General features: G+C 52.0%; 18 protein-coding genes and 2 pseudogenes. 14 read left to right on the top strand and 6 right to left on the bottom strand.

Annotated elements, in window-relative coordinates:
* Position 1: 1 nt before the first annotated feature.
* The 10 genes and pseudogenes from JCM10550_RS04930 to JCM10550_RS04895 all read left to right on the top strand — a co-directional run bounded on the left by JCM10550_RS04930 (position 2) and on the right by JCM10550_RS04895 (position 9,941).
* Positions 2 to 1,016, top strand: a pseudogene (locus JCM10550_RS04930) (cobalt-precorrin-5B (C(1))-methyltransferase).
* Positions 1,013 to 1,600: a cobalt-precorrin-7 (C(5))-methyltransferase gene (locus JCM10550_RS04925; RefSeq protein WP_062397412.1), complete on the top strand. Its 588-nt coding sequence runs from the start codon at positions 1,013 to 1,015 to the stop codon at positions 1,598 to 1,600. Before JCM10550_RS04930 ends, JCM10550_RS04925 begins: the two are co-directional and overlap by 4 nt.
* A gap of 770 nt (positions 1,601 to 2,370) precedes the next feature.
* Complete coding sequence (locus tag JCM10550_RS04920; RefSeq protein WP_245618751.1) at positions 2,371 to 3,099, top strand: hypothetical protein; 729 nt, start codon at positions 2,371 to 2,373, stop codon at positions 3,097 to 3,099.
* Between the two features lie 1,409 nt (positions 3,100 to 4,508).
* Positions 4,509 to 4,868 (top strand): hypothetical protein, encoded by a 360-nt coding sequence (locus JCM10550_RS04915; RefSeq protein WP_062397409.1) that lies wholly within the window; start codon positions 4,509 to 4,511, stop codon positions 4,866 to 4,868.
* Positions 4,858 to 5,019, top strand: coding sequence for a hypothetical protein (locus JCM10550_RS18175; RefSeq protein ID WP_172673768.1), 162 nt, complete (start codon positions 4,858 to 4,860; stop codon positions 5,017 to 5,019). The genes JCM10550_RS04915 and JCM10550_RS18175 overlap by 11 nt, the downstream gene beginning before the upstream one ends.
* Position 5,020: 1 nt before the next feature.
* Positions 5,021 to 5,536, top strand: coding sequence for a hypothetical protein (locus JCM10550_RS04910; protein ID WP_062397407.1), 516 nt, complete (start codon positions 5,021 to 5,023; stop codon positions 5,534 to 5,536).
* A gap of 274 nt (positions 5,537 to 5,810) precedes the next feature.
* Positions 5,811 to 6,080 carry a hypothetical protein gene (locus tag JCM10550_RS18170; protein WP_157199937.1) on the top strand — a complete coding sequence of 90 codons (270 nt, stop codon included), beginning with the start codon at positions 5,811 to 5,813 and terminating at the stop codon, positions 6,078 to 6,080.
* Positions 6,077 to 7,387 (top strand): hypothetical protein, encoded by a 1,311-nt coding sequence (locus JCM10550_RS04905; protein WP_062397405.1) that lies wholly within the window; start codon positions 6,077 to 6,079, stop codon positions 7,385 to 7,387. The genes JCM10550_RS18170 and JCM10550_RS04905 overlap by 4 nt, the downstream gene beginning before the upstream one ends.
* 149 nt (positions 7,388 to 7,536) lie before the next feature.
* Positions 7,537 to 8,955: an agmatine/peptidylarginine deiminase gene (locus tag JCM10550_RS04900; RefSeq protein WP_245618750.1), complete on the top strand. Its 1,419-nt coding sequence runs from the start codon at positions 7,537 to 7,539 to the stop codon at positions 8,953 to 8,955.
* A gap of 23 nt (positions 8,956 to 8,978) precedes the next feature.
* The gene (locus JCM10550_RS04895) at positions 8,979 to 9,941 is read left to right on the top strand and encodes a radical SAM protein (RefSeq protein WP_062397403.1); all 963 of its coding nucleotides are present in this window, start codon (positions 8,979 to 8,981) and stop codon (positions 9,939 to 9,941) included.
* 204 nt (positions 9,942 to 10,145) lie between these two features.
* Here JCM10550_RS04895 and JCM10550_RS04890 read toward each other — a convergent pair whose 3' ends face one another.
* From JCM10550_RS04890 to JCM10550_RS04880, 5 genes are read right to left on the bottom strand one after another with little or no spacing between them, the layout of a single operon-like run.
* The gene (locus tag JCM10550_RS04890; RefSeq protein WP_062397672.1) at positions 10,146 to 10,478 is read right to left on the bottom strand and encodes a DUF5400 family protein; all 333 of its coding nucleotides are present in this window, start codon (positions 10,476 to 10,478) and stop codon (positions 10,146 to 10,148) included.
* 42 nt (positions 10,479 to 10,520) lie between these two features.
* A complete protein-coding gene (locus tag JCM10550_RS21995; protein WP_245618749.1) occupies positions 10,521 to 10,865 on the bottom strand; it encodes a DsrE family protein in 345 nt (114 codons plus the stop codon).
* Complete coding sequence (locus JCM10550_RS21990) at positions 10,859 to 11,056, bottom strand: hypothetical protein (RefSeq protein ID WP_245618748.1); 198 nt, start codon at positions 11,054 to 11,056, stop codon at positions 10,859 to 10,861. The genes JCM10550_RS21995 and JCM10550_RS21990 overlap by 7 nt, the downstream gene beginning before the upstream one ends.
* A 5-nt stretch (positions 11,057 to 11,061) precedes the next feature.
* Positions 11,062 to 11,343 (bottom strand): hypothetical protein, encoded by a 282-nt coding sequence (locus tag JCM10550_RS21985; protein ID WP_245618747.1) that lies wholly within the window; start codon positions 11,341 to 11,343, stop codon positions 11,062 to 11,064.
* Between the two features lie 2 nt (positions 11,344 to 11,345).
* Positions 11,346 to 12,035 carry a DUF169 domain-containing protein gene (locus JCM10550_RS04880; protein WP_062397401.1) on the bottom strand — a complete coding sequence of 230 codons (690 nt, stop codon included), beginning with the start codon at positions 12,033 to 12,035 and terminating at the stop codon, positions 11,346 to 11,348.
* 244 nt (positions 12,036 to 12,279) lie between these two features.
* Between JCM10550_RS04880 and JCM10550_RS04875 the strand changes: the two genes are divergently transcribed.
* From JCM10550_RS04875 to JCM10550_RS20410, 4 genes and pseudogenes are all read left to right on the top strand, one after another.
* Positions 12,280 to 13,923, top strand: a complete 1,644-nt coding sequence (locus JCM10550_RS04875) for a GAF domain-containing protein (RefSeq protein ID WP_062397399.1) — start codon at positions 12,280 to 12,282, stop codon at positions 13,921 to 13,923.
* Positions 13,924 to 13,987: 64 nt separating this feature from the next.
* The gene (locus JCM10550_RS20420; RefSeq protein ID WP_062397397.1) at positions 13,988 to 14,707 is read left to right on the top strand and encodes a peptidase U32 family protein; all 720 of its coding nucleotides are present in this window, start codon (positions 13,988 to 13,990) and stop codon (positions 14,705 to 14,707) included.
* A gap of 51 nt (positions 14,708 to 14,758) precedes the next feature.
* Positions 14,759 to 14,977 (top strand): annotated as a pseudogene (locus JCM10550_RS20415) (U32 family peptidase); the annotation flags it as partial.
* Positions 14,971 to 15,216 (top strand): hypothetical protein, encoded by a 246-nt coding sequence (locus tag JCM10550_RS20410; protein WP_062397396.1) that lies wholly within the window; start codon positions 14,971 to 14,973, stop codon positions 15,214 to 15,216. The pseudogene JCM10550_RS20415 and the gene JCM10550_RS20410, both read left to right, overlap by 7 nt.
* 76 nt (positions 15,217 to 15,292) lie before the next feature.
* On the opposite strand, the gene JCM10550_RS04860 is transcribed toward JCM10550_RS20410, so the two are convergent.
* Positions 15,293 to 16,054, bottom strand: a complete 762-nt coding sequence (locus JCM10550_RS04860; RefSeq protein WP_245618746.1) for a glycine betaine ABC transporter substrate-binding protein — start codon at positions 16,052 to 16,054, stop codon at positions 15,293 to 15,295.
* Positions 16,055 to 16,060: the final 6 nt, after the last annotated feature.

Genomic DNA, 16,060 nt, shown 5'->3' with positions numbered 1-16,060 from the left:
GATGACAATACACGATCCGGTGACCGGCTTCGCATATCCTGACGAGTGGGTCAGGGTATGCGCAGACAAAACAGCCCTCGAACAGGTCAGACAGGGCCTCGCAGTGCTCACCTCCAAAGGCACTATTCTGAAGCGGGGGGGTTTACCACCGGGACAACTGCCGCTGCTGCATGCAAGGCGGCGGTTTTGTCCCTGCGAGCACCGGTATCGTCGGTTTTCATCAGTCTTCCCTGCGGCCTCGGATGTGAGGTCAGGGCAGAGGGACGGGACGGGTCGGGTGCCGCCCGGAAATACTCCGGCGATTATACGAATGATATCACCGCAGAACTGCTTTTTTGTGCACGGGCAACAGAGACCGCATCCGGTCTCACCCTTCATGCAGGTGCGGGCATCGGACGGTTTGAGCGAACAACGCCGCGATATCAGATCGGCGATGCGGCAATCAGCCATACCGCGATGCAGACGATACAGGGTGCGATAGAGGAGGCGGCCCGCACCCTCAATCTGACCGGAGTCTCTGTTGCACTCACCATACCCGACGGTGCGAATATCGGCAGACAGACCCTCAACCCGAGGTGGGAGTTGTCGGAGGCATCTCTGTGCTGGGCTCAACGGGTCTTGTCGAACCGTGGGATGACCACCTCTCAGAGGATGTCTTCGACAGAATCAGCCGTGCCGCCATGCCGGTGCTGACCACCGGGAGGGTGGGCCTGCGGTATGCAAGGCTGCTCTTTCCCGAAAGTGAAGTGGTGCTGGTGGGCAAATTCATGGAGAGGGGGGGTATTGAGGCTGCCGGAGGAGAGGCTATCCTCTGTGGTCTTCCGGCGCTGATAATGAAGTTTATCAATCCCGGAATTCTCGAAGGCACCGGATATGGGACGGTTGAGGAGTTAACCATGTCAGAACAGTGGACAGCGATACTTGAGAAAAATCTGACCGACTACAGACAGCGCATGCCGAACGTTCAGGTGGTCATCATCGATCGTGAGGGAAGAATACAGGGGGATTCACAGTGATTGTTGTTGGTGTCGGATGCGGGCCGGGGATGCTCACGGAGCAGGCCGTTGCCGCAATACGGGAAGCTGATGTCATCTATGGCTCTGATCGGGCAATTGTTCGTGCCGCGGCCCACATCCGCAGCACGTGTGCCGTTCATGTCATCACGGATTACCAGGCTCTCCGAAATCTGCCGGAGCATGCAGTCGTCCTCTCAACGGGAGACCCCCCCATGCTCGCGGGGCTCGGCTATCTGGGGGGGGAGGTAATTTCCGGCATCTCTTCCTACCAGTACGCCTGTGCAAAACTGGGCGTAGCCATGACAACAACGGCAATCGTGAACGCCCATGCCAGGGATCATGAACAGGCAGTTCGGGAGATTTGTTTTGAGATTGCACGAGGCAAAATTGTCTTTGTCATTGCAGACCCCCCCGGATTTGTTCCGTCCGTTCTTGCTGATCACCTGAGGGCGAAAGGTTCTGCATGCAGGATTGCAATCTGCGAAAAACTGGGCTACCCGGACGAAACAATCTCTGTCGGTGACACCGAAACTCCCCCGGTTCCCCAATCAGACCTGTTTGTGCTCATGGCAGGCAGGTTTTAATTCACGCTTAAAGAGAGGGGGGAGGAGTATGCGTCTCCTCACTGGAAGTGGATTTTTCATGAGAACGTTACTGGTTGCACTCACCTTCCGTATCTTATCCCTGGATACTGTGTATACATTCCGGGTCGGGCACCGGACATGCTGTCTGCTCTTTTTCCTGCAGTTGTACGGTATTTTTCCCGTTATTTTGGGCAATGTACCGATGTCTGTGGTCAAATAACTCTTAAACAGCACATCCTGCGGATATCTGAGCAGGAAAAATGGATCCACACAGAAGCGCGGAGTGGGCGGATCCCGATCGGAGATATACAATATATCCTCCCAAAATATCCATCAATAACGACCCCTTAGTAATCCGTAATCAACCATTATTTTCGCAAATAAAAGGCATTAAAGACCGTATATTTCCAACAAAAAATATGAATAAAAATACACCCATTATGTCCTCAGATTTCCCAATACGGGAGATCAAAGAGAGAGGAAAAAGGATGACACCATACAATAGGCAGGGAATCTGACTGACACGATAGCTCTTTGCTATTTCGGATGGTTAGAACTGAAACTGATTGAAGTTGGGTTTTTTCTTTATTTCCATAAATCTCTGTTGATTGTGCGTTTTTCCGAATTATTTTCGGCCACTGTTGATTACTACCGAATTACGTAATATTTGAATGGGAAAATAACAATTTAAAAATTGGTGTATTATGAAAAAGATTGGATTATTTGTTCTGTTTGCAGCTCTTGTGCTTTGCCAGGGTGTTTCTGCTCACATGCCTGGTGCGTCTCCTGCTCCTGAAGTTGATCTTGGGCCGATCGTTGTATCAGACAATGGGGGGGTGCCGGTGGAAATAAGCGTTGATGATGTCGGAAAATATCATGGAATGCTTGAAGGGAAAAACCCTGATGTCTGCGTCTGCTGTGCATGTACATACCGGGCGATTCTATCAGGCATTAATGAAATATGGGGGGGAGATGAAATTCCTGAAAGATCAGATATTGGCCTGAAGTGTGGTCTCATCTCAAACGGCTCAGTTCATGCTGCATGGTATGTTACAGGCACTGGTTCTGACATGGACTCCAACACCCGGGGAAAAATGGAACTGATCCTGTCTGACGGATCTGTTCTTACAAATCAATCCCCCCCGTCTGCAATAAAGAAGGCTTCAAAAGCAAGAACTCCTGATAGTTACTGGTTTGAAGTATCACGGCTTTCCACCGGAGATTCTGTTATGCTCACGGTTTCGGAAGATATGTTCCCGGAAGGTTTCGCGGAAATGAGGAAAAAAGTGAAGTTCGAGAAGACTGCAAGTAAGGATGAAATCAGGCAGTTTGTATCCGATTACACATCTGTCAGGGATGGAATGCTTCAGAAACCGGATTATGAAATATTTAATGAGGTTGAAGAACCGGACGAATCACCGGATGTTCTGGGTGGGGGGATTTTTCTCACGTTATTATGTGCATTCTGCATCGGACTGGTGGTTATGAGGAGAAAATGAGGGTGATAATTCCTTAGGCCCACTCCTTTTCAAAGGCAGGTGAAATTTCTGAATATCCCAATTACCACAATAGATGCCCTGAGGTATGTTCCATATTTAATATTTCATCGAATACGGATCATAAAAACAGTCTTTAGTAATTATTACGGGTCATTGACGGGACATTCACAACATATATTATACAAATATATCATTCTTTGAAAATGTTTGAAAAATGGTAATTTTGAAGGAAATTATTGCACGAAAGGGATTTCGCATTGACAAAAAACACGACATATTGGTTTGAAAACAGAAATGAATCGAAAAGATATAAATTATAATATTGATATGGCAATGTTACTGTCATTTATATTGTGTGGGATCACTGGCATCATCAAATGGCCTGGTCTCATTCATTTTTTGGGACTGAATTATCAAAGTATGAACATTGGGGGGGTTATGACAGTAATTCATGACTGGTCAGGATTGGCGTTATGTGTTTTGACGATGACGCATGTAATTATGCATCGAAAATGGCTGGTAACAATGACACGAAGGAAACTACATCCTTGAGGTGATATATTTGCAAATACGAAGTTTTCAATATTTCATTCAGATTACTCTGATTATTGGTATGTTCAGTTGCTTTGCCGGATGCTTATCTACTGATAATGCAGGAGATGTCCAGGATGAGCTTGTATTATATCCGCCGGAGAAATATCAGGACAACAATACAGACACAATTGAGTCAGATGAGGAGAATGACTCCGGAGATGATTCTTCATCGCTTGCAGGGACATGCCCGTTTGGACGTCATTGTTGTGGATCGCCGGGGGGGTGTTCCTGCTGGACTGATTTGAATAATGATGGGTGTTGTGATCTGGGAGTCTCGTTAGATTAAAGGAAATATCCAGGTTTTCCTTTTGAAATCGTAATTCTGTGCATTAGTCCGGTTGTCGATTTGATATTGTGACGAATCTGAAACAGTGCCTTGCCAAAAATGGATAGATGTGATCCGTGCCCCTCAATCGGGTTTATTTGCAAAATATATCATTTTCTCCCTGTGAGATCTGTAGATTGCCCTCTCTGATGCAGTAATCCAGATTTTGTCCCAGGGAATTCGATGTATTTGTATCTGATTTCCAGATGCTGACGGTCTCAAATTCCTGAGAATTCTCCGTGCTTACGGAAACAACATCTCCTTTCTCATCTTCATCAGAGGCAAAATCATCCTTGCCTATGCTATGGAATATATTAAATTAACAGTCTTTATTTCCTAATTTCCTGAATATATAACCATAACATGGGACTCACTATGAAACCGACATTGCCTTTCGCACTGATACTGGCCCTTTTCCTCACCATCGCCATCCCCCCCCGGCTGTCTCTCTGACTATGATGACGAGGCAACCGGCCCGATATCCGCAGAAATGGGATATTCCAGCCAGTATCCGCTCGCATTTTACAACACCTTCGCCTACCGCGAAGAGCCCGACTGCATCTATAGCATCAGAAATAACGGGAATGAAAGCATCTCGATTCGGATGACTTCCGTCTTTGACGGCTACAGTTCACCTGCGGTGACAACCGTTGAACTAACCCCCCCGTATGAGGAAGAAGAGGTAACTCAGACCCTCATCATCAGACCCGAAACCATCGACAACGTCACCACACCGACGAAGATGAACCTGCATATGACGGTTGAGTATGAGACCCCCGGATGGCTGGCATGTCTACGACGAGCAGACCGCCGCAATCGATCTCTTCCCTGCCGATACAATGGTCTATGAAATAACCGACACCGACGGGGGGGAAACAGTTTACCTCTACGAATATCTGCCCGTCTTCGTCACACCCTCCTCCCCAGCAGTAAAGGAACTGCTCGCGAAGGCAAAGGAGTATGCAACCCCCGGAGAACGATCCAGGATATGCCACATTTGATATGATCCGATCTCTCCCCCCCGGCTACCAGTGCGGCGACGAATGCACTTCGGAAGAAAAAGCCGCCTACGCCGACCTGCAGGTCAAGGCCATATATAATGCCCTCAAAGAAAACTACCGAGTCAGTTATGTCAACCTTGATTCCAGTTTTGAGCCCATGGGATATGTCCAGAGGATCAGCACTCCCGATGTGTCCCTCGGCCTCCAGTCGGCAAACTGCATCGACGGCGCCGTCCTCTTTGCCTCGGCCCTTGAGGCCCTGACGATGCGCCCCCCCTACATCGTCATGATCCCCGGTCATGCCTACGTCGCCTGGGCGACCACCGATGACGGAGATGAAATCCATGCGCTTGAAACGACGATGCTTTCCACAAACACCTTCGAGGAAGCCCTTGCCGCTGGACAGGAGGAGTTTGAAACCAACTGGGACGACCTTGACGGGAGCGACGGCAGCAACGGGTACTGCCTCGTTGATGTGAAAGCCGCACGGGATGCCCAGATTTATCCGGTGAAATAAATCCGTCACAGGGCTTTTTATCTCTTCTTTTTTATCACAACAAAGTCCGGGACACAATAGGAATGATCCGGGAAATTTACTCAGGATCAGTCTGATTTTTGGATGATATAGATATGAAATCCGGTCATACCAGCGTTTGGTCCTGAGAAGAAACTCTTGGCGCCGTATTTGTTTAATGATTCCATTCCCGGAATTTTGATGAGAAAATATCTGGGAAACACGGCTCTCTAAACTATACTCTCATGTAGCATAGAAACCCACCTTATCTACACAAATGAGTATCCTGATCATACTCTTCTGGCTGGTCCTGACGGCAATCTGGGCCTTCCGTATTGAAGACAAAAAACTCCAGTTGAACCACCCCGCCCTCATCCTCCTCGGGGGGAATTGTATCAGGGGGGGCGGCCCTCTACATCACAACACCGGCTTTAATACCGATAACGATTCTCGCATATATTACCGGTTCCGTTGCAGTGAGTGGGTTTGCCTCGTCATTCATCCACAATGTGGACGAGATGAAAATTATCGGGGGGGGCGGCCATGACGCTCGCACTCTTTATAATACCCATGTTCATACCCGCGGCACAGGTCATCGGGGGGGCACAGGCTCTTGCCGAGATTCCGCAGGTTGAGACGGCAGAGAATGTGACCGACCTCATCGACACCCAGCACATCAGACTGACCTCGTCAAAGACCGCAATCTGGCGGGCCGACAAAGTCATTGGAAATCTGGGATATAAGGTGGGCGTCTTTGAGCCTGATGTCCAGTTCATTGACGGTGAACTTCAGTGGCTGGCACCGCTGGACTACACATCTCTCGATAAATCCCTCATCTATGCCTATGAAGGCACAGAAGGATATGTCATCGTCTCCGCTGAAGACCCCCCCCGGGCCGAACCCCGGCGCATCACCGGCATTCCCATGATCTACACCCCCCCGAATGCCATCCTCGAAAATGATCTGACCCGGCATATCTGGGAGGACTACCCCCCCGCCTATGTCATCCATAACCCGGTCTTCCAGCTGAATACGGAGAACAGTCCGCGGTGGGTCACTCTCCTTACACAACCGGCCCTCTATGGTCTCATCGGGGAAGTGCCACAGGGCATTGTCATCACCGATCCCGTCACCGGCACGAATGAATTCTACAACATCGGCGAGCAGCCGTCCTGGATCCAGCGGGTCTGGGACGAAGACCTCACCGAAATCTACCTTGACTGGTGGGGCCGGTTCTCTGACGGATGGATCAACTCATGGTGGGGGGGCCAGCGCAACCTCAAATACCCGACCGGCGAGGTCTACATTGATCACGGCACCGCCGGGGGGGCGACTCTCACCACCGGAGACCCGGATGTCTATATGGTAGAAGGAACGGACGGCAACCAGTACTGGTTCAGTGCCATCACCACACCGGGCAAGGATGCCTCGATGATTGGCTATGTCCTCTGCGATGCCCAGAACGGTGATTTCACCTTCTATCAGGCACCGGGATACTACAATGACCTCGGTGCAGCCGCCAATGTCCAGCAGAACCAGTTGGTCGCAATGGCCTCGGGCCTTGAGATCGTCCAGCCGATCATGTATATCCTCGATGGAGAGGAAATCTGGATCATCCCGGTCATATCACAGACCGGCGAGGTCATGGAGATAGGGCTCGTTGTGGCGCATGGCGGAGAGACCTTTGTGGCCGACACCCTTGACGAAGTGATCACCCTGTGGAGAGGGGAAGTGATATCAGATACCGGCACCGCTGCTTCAGGGGGGGACGGGATCACAGTTGAGGAAATTGAGGAAATAAGAAAACTCCTCGACCAGCTGGAAGCAAAGCTGAAGAAAGAAAACACACAATAACTTCATTTTTTGAGTTCCCCCGCATACGGGTGCTGCCTCCTCAATCACTCCTGATCAACTCTATTTGATTTAATATTAGTGCCAAATCTCAAATGATAAGTATTTTATCCCACATATGATGACTTTCAATCATACCTGGTGAGTTAATTATGAAACATACATCAAGAACGAGCCTGTACCTTGGCGGATTAATACTGGTTGCTGCTCTTCTGGTTCCTGCAGGATGTGCACTTATGGGTGATGATGAAATGGATAAAAACGTACAAAAGGATACTTCCTGGCGATTTCCGGGTGAGTTTGAAGAACAGAGCACGGTCTGGCTGGGGTGGCTGACGAAAGAGTACATCAACGGTTATCCGACTGACGTTGTGATGATTGATATCGTCCGTGCACTTGAACCAAATGTGCATGTCAAAATTTGTGTGCCTGACAGTGCACAGAAGGAGCATGTGCTCTCTGTTCTGAATGAGAACAGTATCCCGACAGGCAACATCTCATTTTATGAGAAGAACTTCACCATGCTCTACTGGCGTGATTTCGGCCCCCCCATCTTCACCGTCAATCCCGACGGAGAGAAGCGGATTATCGACTGCGGATTTAACTGCTGGGGCTACTTTGCAGAGAGTGACGTGCAGTCACGCATGATGGAGCGTATCGACCGCGATGTGGCGGCCGATATGGGGCTGGAGAGCGTCATGACCCGGCTGGTCAGTGAGGGCGGAGACCGGGAGTTCAACGGAAAGGGCACGCTCATCACCACCGAGGCCTGCGAGTTCCAGCGGAATCCGAATCTGGCCCGCGAGGAATTCGAGAGTGAGTTTGGGCGGCTCTTTGGGGGGGTGACAAATATCATCTGGCTGAAGCAGGGGGGGCTTGTCGATGACGACCGCTACGACACCACGACGATTCCCGGCCCCGATGGTGTCGGTGTTGCCTACCGTACGGCCGCCGCCAATAACCATGTGGATGAATACTGCCGGTTTGTTTCATCGGACACTATCCTGCTCGCAGAGGTGACTGAGGAGGAAGCGGCACAAAGTGAGGTGGCGGCAGAAAACCGGCGCAGGATGGAGGCAAACTATGAAATTCTGAAGAACGCCGTTGATCAGGACGGCAAGCCGTTTAAGATTGTCCGCATGCCGGTGCCCGAGATGATCTATTTCACCGCCACACCCGAGGACGAAGCGTATGCAAGTCTGACCGCTTATGCGAAGTATACTGACGGTACCGCCTTCCCGTTCGGCCAGCCGGTAACGGTTGTACCAGCCCAGAGTTACTGCAATTTCCTAATATCAAATGATATTGTGCTCGGCCAGAAATACTGGATGCCTGATATGGGGGGGATGCCGGAGTCGCTGAAAGAGTCTGATAAAAAGGCGGAAGAGATTTTGCAGTCGCTCTTCCCCCAACCGCACGATAGTGATGATCAGCACCATCCCGATCAACTTCGGCGGTGGCGGGATTCACTGCTCCACTCAGCAGGAGCCGTGAAGGTTTCTCCCTCTTTTTTTCCCGTCATAGAACATGCTTCTGAGAAACACTCTTTCACTTTTCCCATACCTTCTTAGTGGGCCGCACGCCAACGGAAGGTATGGAAGGGTATCGTTCATGCCGCCTGTGTGAGTGGCAGTGTGGTGTTGACCGTTTGCAGGGAGAAACTGGTGTCTGCCGTGTTGGTCAGGCAGAGGTGGCAGCAACGATGTGTTCTGCGTCCCTCCGGAGTTACATTGTCACCCTGGCTGGCTGCTGTTACCGTTGTCTCCACTGCAACGCCTACCGCATCTCGCAGTATCCTGATCCCGGCTGGTATTATGCCGGGTATGTGCCGCCGGCGGTGTTGGTGGCTGACGCTAAGGAGCGAATTACGGCTTTTGAAGGGCCTTCCATCCACACTATCAGTTTCACCGGTGGTGACCCGATCATCCACCTCCCCCCCTACATCAGAGAGGTAGCATGTGAGGTGGATCGGCAGGAACTTGGCTGTGGGATTGGGCTCTCAACCGGTGGATTTGCAACACAGGAAACAATGGCGGAGACGGTTCGCTTCTGCGATGTTATCACCCTCGAGATAAAGGCATATTCCGATGGACTCCACCGTGCCCTGACCGGTGCTCCGGTCGCCCCGGTGCTCAGGAATGCAGAGTATCTTGTGCATGAGGGTCGGGAGAAGATTCGGGTTCTGCGGACAGTGGTCATTCCCGGGATGACAGATGGCGAGGTGGTCGCCATCGCGGAGTTCATCGCCTCTCTTGATGCAACGGTGCCCTACCGCCTCATCGGGTTCCGGCCCAACAATGTCCTCTACTATCACCCCCCCGGCCCGTCGCGTGATGAGATGGAACGTCTCTGTGAAATGTGCCGGGAGGCGGGACTCTCCGATGTAGCGTGGAGTGGGTACTACCCGGAATCAGTCCCGGATGAGGTCGCCATTGAGGCGGCCCGGCTCAGGGATGCATATGGAGGGGATGATGCGGCAGCGCTCACTGCCGGGTATGCTGCGGTAACCGGGTGTCCCACCCACCCCCCGGAACTGCGGCACCTGCCCGCTGCGTGATTGCTGCCCTGCCACCTGCGGGAGCCGTGGCGGGGGGGGCGGTGAGACGAGGATTGGTGCCACAGAAAGAGGGCGTGAAAATTATGGTTTTGTACGCTTGATTCATGAAATTGCCAGGATTTATCCGGATGTTATGAAAAAATATTTTGTGGAAAATAGTGGTTGTGTGGGGTATCTGTGGAAGATATGGCATCCGCAATAGGGTTACAGCATCACTCCGGCCAAAGCCAGCACCGGAAGCAGCGTCACCAGTGCAAGGTGGGGCCCGTATCCCGGTGATGTCTGGAAGCTGTACTTCAGCGTTGTCCACATCTGGGTGTAGGCCGTGGCGGCGGCTACTGTCTGCAGGAGTGCAGCCACATACGCGACGGCGATATTTCCGGTCAGAACAGCGGCGACAGTGACTAGCAGGGCGAGTATGAGCGCACCGAAATGGGGGGGCGCCAGTTTCATCCCCAGCATCCTGAAGGTGATAAACCCGCTGACGATTCCACTGAACATGACTGCAAGGGCAATGACCTGATATGTTATTTCCATTTTTTTCACCTCAGAAATTTACGATGGCATTGCCAGGGTTGCTCACCAGTTCGAGATAGGTGGCGGCACCGGCAAGCCGGACGCCGTCAACCAGATTGTCCGGGCCGATGCCCCCCGGAACTTTGCGCTCAGTTCACAGACATAGACGGTTGCACCGGCCTTGATCACCTTGTCCATGAGAAGATCCAGCCGCTCGAAATCAGGGTGCTTCACCCCCCCTGCCGCATTGCCTTTCTTTGCGATGCCCGCACCGTCCATCAACAGGAAGATGGTGACCTCTTTGCCCATGCTCAGGGCTACCTGCGAGAAGAGGAAGGTCGCATACGCCCGCTCGGCGTTGCCGATGCCATTGCTCTGCGCAATCACCACACGGTCGCGGTTCACCACGGCTGAGACGGCTCCTGCTTCTCTGCCTTCTCGGCGATCAGGTAGTAGCGTTCCCCCCCTTCTGTGCCCTGCGAAACAACGGTGGAACCTGCGGATTTCACCGCCATGGTGATGTCGTCCAGAGTCTCCTGACTGGCGGCGATCACCTTCATTCTCTCTCCTGTGGAAAGAGTGGCAAGGATGTTGCCCACGGTGATCACGGGGGGGCCGGGACAGAAGTCCCCCCCGTTACGTTAATTTCCTTCATGGTCTTTCCTGCAGGCATCATTCGGGCCTCAATAAGATTATCTGAGTTCGTGATCTCCAGCGTGTAGCCGTGCCTACGGGCGACGGCATCCATGCCCTCCTCAGCACCCGGGCTGAGCGTAAAGCGTATCTCCTCTCCGGGGGGGTCATCCATGTTTTTGATGACATTATCTGCGAGGATGGCTGAATTGGGGGGGGATTTGATTCCCTGTGCATTGATGGTCTTTACCATGATCATCCCCACTTGTCTTTGAACATCTTCAGCGCCTCAGCGATGGCAGGCAGGTTCTTCGGCGGGATACCGAGGATGACTTCCTCTTCTGCAATGCCGGAAAACTTCCGCGAGCCATTGCAGCCCAGTGTCATGTTCGGCACGCCCCGCTCTCTGACGGCGACGACCGCATCGGCACAGAGCGACTGAATGCCGGAGTAGTCACTGGATACTCTGCCGCCTTTTTCGTGGAGATAGGCCTGGCTCAGTCTCAGCGCCTGTCGGGGGGGTGTGGCAACGATCACAACAACATCGGGCTCGAATTCCGCAGTCTCCAGTGGGGGGGAGTAAAGGGATGCATAGTAACTCCCCTTGCTCTTCGGGATGGCATTGACTGTGTCAAGTGCCCCTTCTGCTGTTTTGAAGTTGCCCAGTTTGTGGTAGGTGTTCCCTTTGGCGACAGATTCGGGGGGGATGGGTTCGATACCCATGACACCGGCACCGCCCTTGCACATGTGCTCCTCTTTTGTGGCATATCCTTTCGTTCCGGTAAGCCGGGCATCCTGCACAAACTGGCAGTGGCGGCTCTTCTCCGGCACCTTATCATAGCCAGCGGGAATGTCAGCCTTGTTCTTTACCAGTTTTACGGCAACAGGGCTGCCTTTCAGTCCAAGCAGTTCTTTCAGTTCGTTTCCGATTATATCGTATGTCATCGTTTTTCCTCTCCGTGGTTCAAAGTTAATCTGCGGGCTTCTGGGCCCAGATTTTACTTCATCGTCTAACTATATGATATAGTTCGAGCATATTTAATAGTTACGCAGGTCGCTATATCGTTCAGGAAATTCGAGCAGACCATACCTGATTATTCCGGGAAATCCCTCTGTTCGGGGGGGCAGCACCCGGATCCGTTACGCTAATAAGGGCGGAGCGACATTAGACTATATAGTATAGATTCATATGACGCCAACACCTGATCTCTCGGATACAGAAAACCTGATCCTGTCATACATGCAGTCACACACCCCCCCGGAAGAGTGCATGCTTGACAAGATCTCGATGGGCATCGGCAAGAGCAGGGCGACTGTTCTGAAGTATCTGGGTATGCTCCATGCAAAAGAGATTCTGGACTACCGACACATCGGCCGCAACAAACTGTGGATGGTAAAACAGACCCCCCCGGATGCAAAACCGGATATGGGTATCTGTCCGGATGATGAATCTCCGTCCCGTGAGGTCAGCATGCTGGCGTCCATGGCATTTGAACTCAGCGAAATTCAGCTCCACAAGGCAGAACTGGAGGATCGGCTGGACCATCCCGAGATGATCGTGCTGACGCTGGATGATGATCTGCGGATTATCTTCAGAAACCGGCTGTTCGCATCTCTCTTCCCGGAAGCAGCAACCATCCGGGAGCTCATCCGACCCTACCAGACAGCGAAGCTGGAGGGGGCGATGAGGGCAAAAAAGACCGGCATCGCCCATGCCATGGAACTGGACCTGATGGAGAAGGCAGGCATCTACCGGCCCTACCGGATCTCTCTTTTTTTGCCCGCCACAGGAGTGCAGACCGGCTGCGTTGCCATCGTAGGAGAGGATCTTTCCAACAGAAAGCGGAGCAGGAGACACCTTGAAGCCCTGCTGTATATCATCCGGGCAGCAGGCAACGCTCAGGATGAGGCACAACTGTTAAAGGAGGCGATGAAGGGTGTCAGGGAAAAGTTGTTGCCGTATGCCCACTGCGCCATAGTTATGGCCGACATGCACACGGCCTACAGCACATTTGATGTGACAGACGAGATCAAGACTGGCATCTCGCCTCTCATAACCCGCTGCATGGAAACGCTGGAGAGCGTCTCTGCAGGAGAGGATGATCCGATCATTTCTCTGTTGAGGGAAGGAACCGGCGTGGCATCCGTAACGAACGTCGTCTCGGTGCCAATCATTGAGGAAGAGCGGGCGACGGGAGCAATACTGTTGTTCATGAATACGGATGTGAGCACCACCGGGATTGAAAATGTGGAGCTTGTCGCAGACGAGATATCTACCGCCCTGAAGATGCAGCGGCTGGACCGGGAGAGGTCTGAGTTTATCAACACTCTGATTGCGATGAACGGGATATCGGGCATACTCAACGACACCAGGGACGAGACATCCATCCTCGAGAAATCCATTGAATCAACGATGTCCTCCCTAGGTTTTGAGATGGGCTGCGTCTACCTCAAGGACGAGAAGGATGAGATGACGGCACGGGTGCACCGGAACATGCCGGAAAATCTCCGGCAGATGTGCATATCAGGTATGTTTGACGGCCTCTTTGAACGGGCGTTCCGGGAACGGAATCTCATATACATCACCCCCCCCGATATGCCGGAATTTGTCATGCTGGACCCTGCGATGAGAGAAAACGGGCTGCGCACCCTGCTCATCCTGCCGATAAAAATCGGTGACCGGGTGGTGGGCCTCTTAAACATGGGCAGCAGGGATGTGAAACCCTACCTGCCAACCAGTCTGGACAATATATCGTCAATCGGCCTGCAGCTGGGCGTCGCCCTTGAGCGGTCGCGGCTGGCCCGAGCACTGGAATCAAAATCGAATAAATGACGAGGGTTGCCTTCCAAATGACGATTGGGACAATTGAACTTTCAAGCGTGGGTAAAGAGAATTGATGACAAAAACGGAACTGCTGGCACCTGCCGGTGACTGGTCATGCTTACAGACGGCGGTGGAGAATGGTGCTGATGCTGTGTACTTCGGCATTAAAAATATGAATATGCGGGATAACGCAGGCAATTTTGAGCTGAATGAACTGCCGGGCGTCATGCGTTACCTGCATGAACACCAGACGAAGGGATATCTGACACTCAATACGATCTATTACAACCATGAACTGAAAAGAGTGGAGCAGGCAGTGGCGGCTGCCGTCGATGCCGGTGTGGATGCCATCATCTGCTGGGATATGGCAGTGTTTCATCTGGCAAAAAAAGCAGGAATCCCAATCCACATATCAACTCAGGCGAGTGTCTCAAACTATCAGGCATTCCGGTGCTATGCAGAAATGGGCGCTGACAGGATTATTCTGGCACGGGAATGCTCCCTCGGAGACATCGCTGCCATCAGCAGAGAGGCGAAGCGTGACGACCTGCACTGTGAGATTGAGACCTTTGTTCATGGTGCGATGTGCGTGAGTGAATCCGGCAGGTGTTTTCTGTCCGGCGAGACATTCGGGAAATCCGCAAACCGGGGGGCAGTGCATACAGCCCTGCCGGAGGCTCTACAAAATTATCGATGTGGAAGACGAGGACAATGCGTATATTCTCGGCCACAATTATGTCCTCAGCCCCCCCAAAGACCTTTGCTCAATTGGGACACTTCCCGAACTGATTGACGCAGGCATCAGCTCGTTTAAGATTGAGGGCAGAATACGGCCCCCCCAGAATATGTGAAGACAACCGTGTCCTGTTACCGGAGGGCGCTGGACGCAATAGCTGCAGGCAGGTATACTCCCCCCCTTGTCGATATGCTCACTGAAGAACTCGCAAAGACCTACAACCGGGGGGGATTTACTGAGGGATTTTACAAGGGTCTTGATACCGACTGGATCAGCCGGGGGGGCCTGCGGCAACAGAGTCAAAGACCTACTGCGGCGAGGTGGTAAACTATTACACGAAAATCCGGGTGGCAGAATTCGCCATCCGTGCGAACGGGTTGAGTGTCGGTGATAAAATTCTCATCTACGGTAAAAAGACACCCGCACACTATCATGTCATCGACGAGATACAGATCAATCACAGGTCTGTGTTGTCTGTCGAAAAAGGAGAAAACTGCGGCATAAAAATATCCGTTCCGGTCAGACCCGGTGACAAACTCTTCCGGATCACCGATGCCGGGAGATAAACGAAAATGGGTGCCGAATTGTTTTCCCGATCCAGCACCCTAAAACGGCGATGTAACGCCACCATTCCATCCAATATCAGCCGGAGATCAACCCTTCCCTGACCAGATAATCCCTCGCGATTGTCCGTGCGTCACGTTTGTCAATATCAAACTCTGCATTGAGACTGCGCATGGTTTCGGTGTCAATCCTGTTTTCAAGGACAAGCAGTGCCGCGGTGACGTTCTCATTGCCTGCGAGACCATCACGCATCACAATCATTGACTCATAGGGGGGAAGTGCTGCTTTCGTGTCTTCAAGCGTCCGGAGACGGTAGAGATCCACCCGTGAATCGGTTGTGTAGGGCGGAATCGCATCGACCTGTTTGTTTGCGATTGCTTCATACACCAGTGTCGGCGACATGGGTTTTACATCTTTGAAGGTGATGCCGTATACCTCCCTGACCCGAGGAAGACCGTCTTCGCGTTCATGGAACACAAGGTCGCTTCCGAAGACCATGTCGCCTGCGTATGGCACAAGATCTTCTATTGTGCTGACATTGTTTTCATCAGCCCAGCCTTTCCTGACGGCGATGGTGTAATCATCCCGGAACCCCCCCAGTCGGCATAGTACCGTAATTCCTTCTTTGGAAAGCCCGGATACGACGTCTTCATGCACCACATCCGGGTTCCATGTCTCAAGGGGGGGCGGAAGCTTCAGCAGTTGTGAATACGCAGTCCCTGTGTATTCGACATACACGTCCACCTGATCTTTTTTGATGCCCTCATAGAGGGTGAGGTCATTCATTCCTGACTTGATCTCGGTTTTATATCCCTGCTCTTCCAAAAGCAGCCCAAGCATCTCCGC

It is taken from the genome of Methanogenium cariaci JCM 10550 (assembly GCF_001315945.1).
GTDB lineage: Archaea > Halobacteriota > Methanomicrobia > Methanomicrobiales > Methanomicrobiaceae > Methanogenium > Methanogenium cariaci.
Note: the sequence above shows the minus strand (reverse complement) of the source record. Positions and strands in the feature narration are given on the sequence as shown.

Coding starts and splice junctions, on each gene's coding strand:
- JCM10550_RS04920 (WP_245618751.1), top strand. CDS start 2,371: ATGCCTGGTGCGTCTCCTGCTCCTGAAGTTGATCTTGGGCCGATCGTT.
- JCM10550_RS04915 (WP_062397409.1), top strand. CDS start 4,509: ATGGGATATTCCAGCCAGTATCCGCTCGCATTTTACAACACCTTCGCC.
- JCM10550_RS18175 (WP_172673768.1), top strand. CDS start 4,858: ATGGTCTATGAAATAACCGACACCGACGGGGGGGAAACAGTTTACCTC.
- JCM10550_RS04910 (WP_062397407.1), top strand. CDS start 5,021: ATGATCCGATCTCTCCCCCCCGGCTACCAGTGCGGCGACGAATGCACT.
- JCM10550_RS18170 (WP_157199937.1), top strand. CDS start 5,811: ATGAGTATCCTGATCATACTCTTCTGGCTGGTCCTGACGGCAATCTGG.
- JCM10550_RS04905 (WP_062397405.1), top strand. CDS start 6,077: ATGACGCTCGCACTCTTTATAATACCCATGTTCATACCCGCGGCACAG.
- JCM10550_RS04900 (WP_245618750.1), top strand. CDS start 7,537: ATGAAACATACATCAAGAACGAGCCTGTACCTTGGCGGATTAATACTG.
- JCM10550_RS04895 (WP_062397403.1), top strand. CDS start 8,979: ATGGAAGGGTATCGTTCATGCCGCCTGTGTGAGTGGCAGTGTGGTGTT.
- JCM10550_RS04890 (WP_062397672.1), bottom strand. CDS start 10,478: ATGGAAATAACATATCAGGTCATTGCCCTTGCAGTCATGTTCAGTGGA.
- JCM10550_RS21985 (WP_245618747.1), bottom strand. CDS start 11,343: ATGGTAAAGACCATCAATGCACAGGGAATCAAATCCCCCCCCAATTCA.
- JCM10550_RS04880 (WP_062397401.1), bottom strand. CDS start 12,035: ATGACATACGATATAATCGGAAACGAACTGAAAGAACTGCTTGGACTG.
- JCM10550_RS04875 (WP_062397399.1), top strand. CDS start 12,280: ATGACGCCAACACCTGATCTCTCGGATACAGAAAACCTGATCCTGTCA.
- JCM10550_RS20420 (WP_062397397.1), top strand. CDS start 13,988: ATGACAAAAACGGAACTGCTGGCACCTGCCGGTGACTGGTCATGCTTA.
- JCM10550_RS04860 (WP_245618746.1), bottom strand. CDS start 16,054: ATGCTTGGGCTGCTTTTGGAAGAGCAGGGATATAAAACCGAGATCAAG.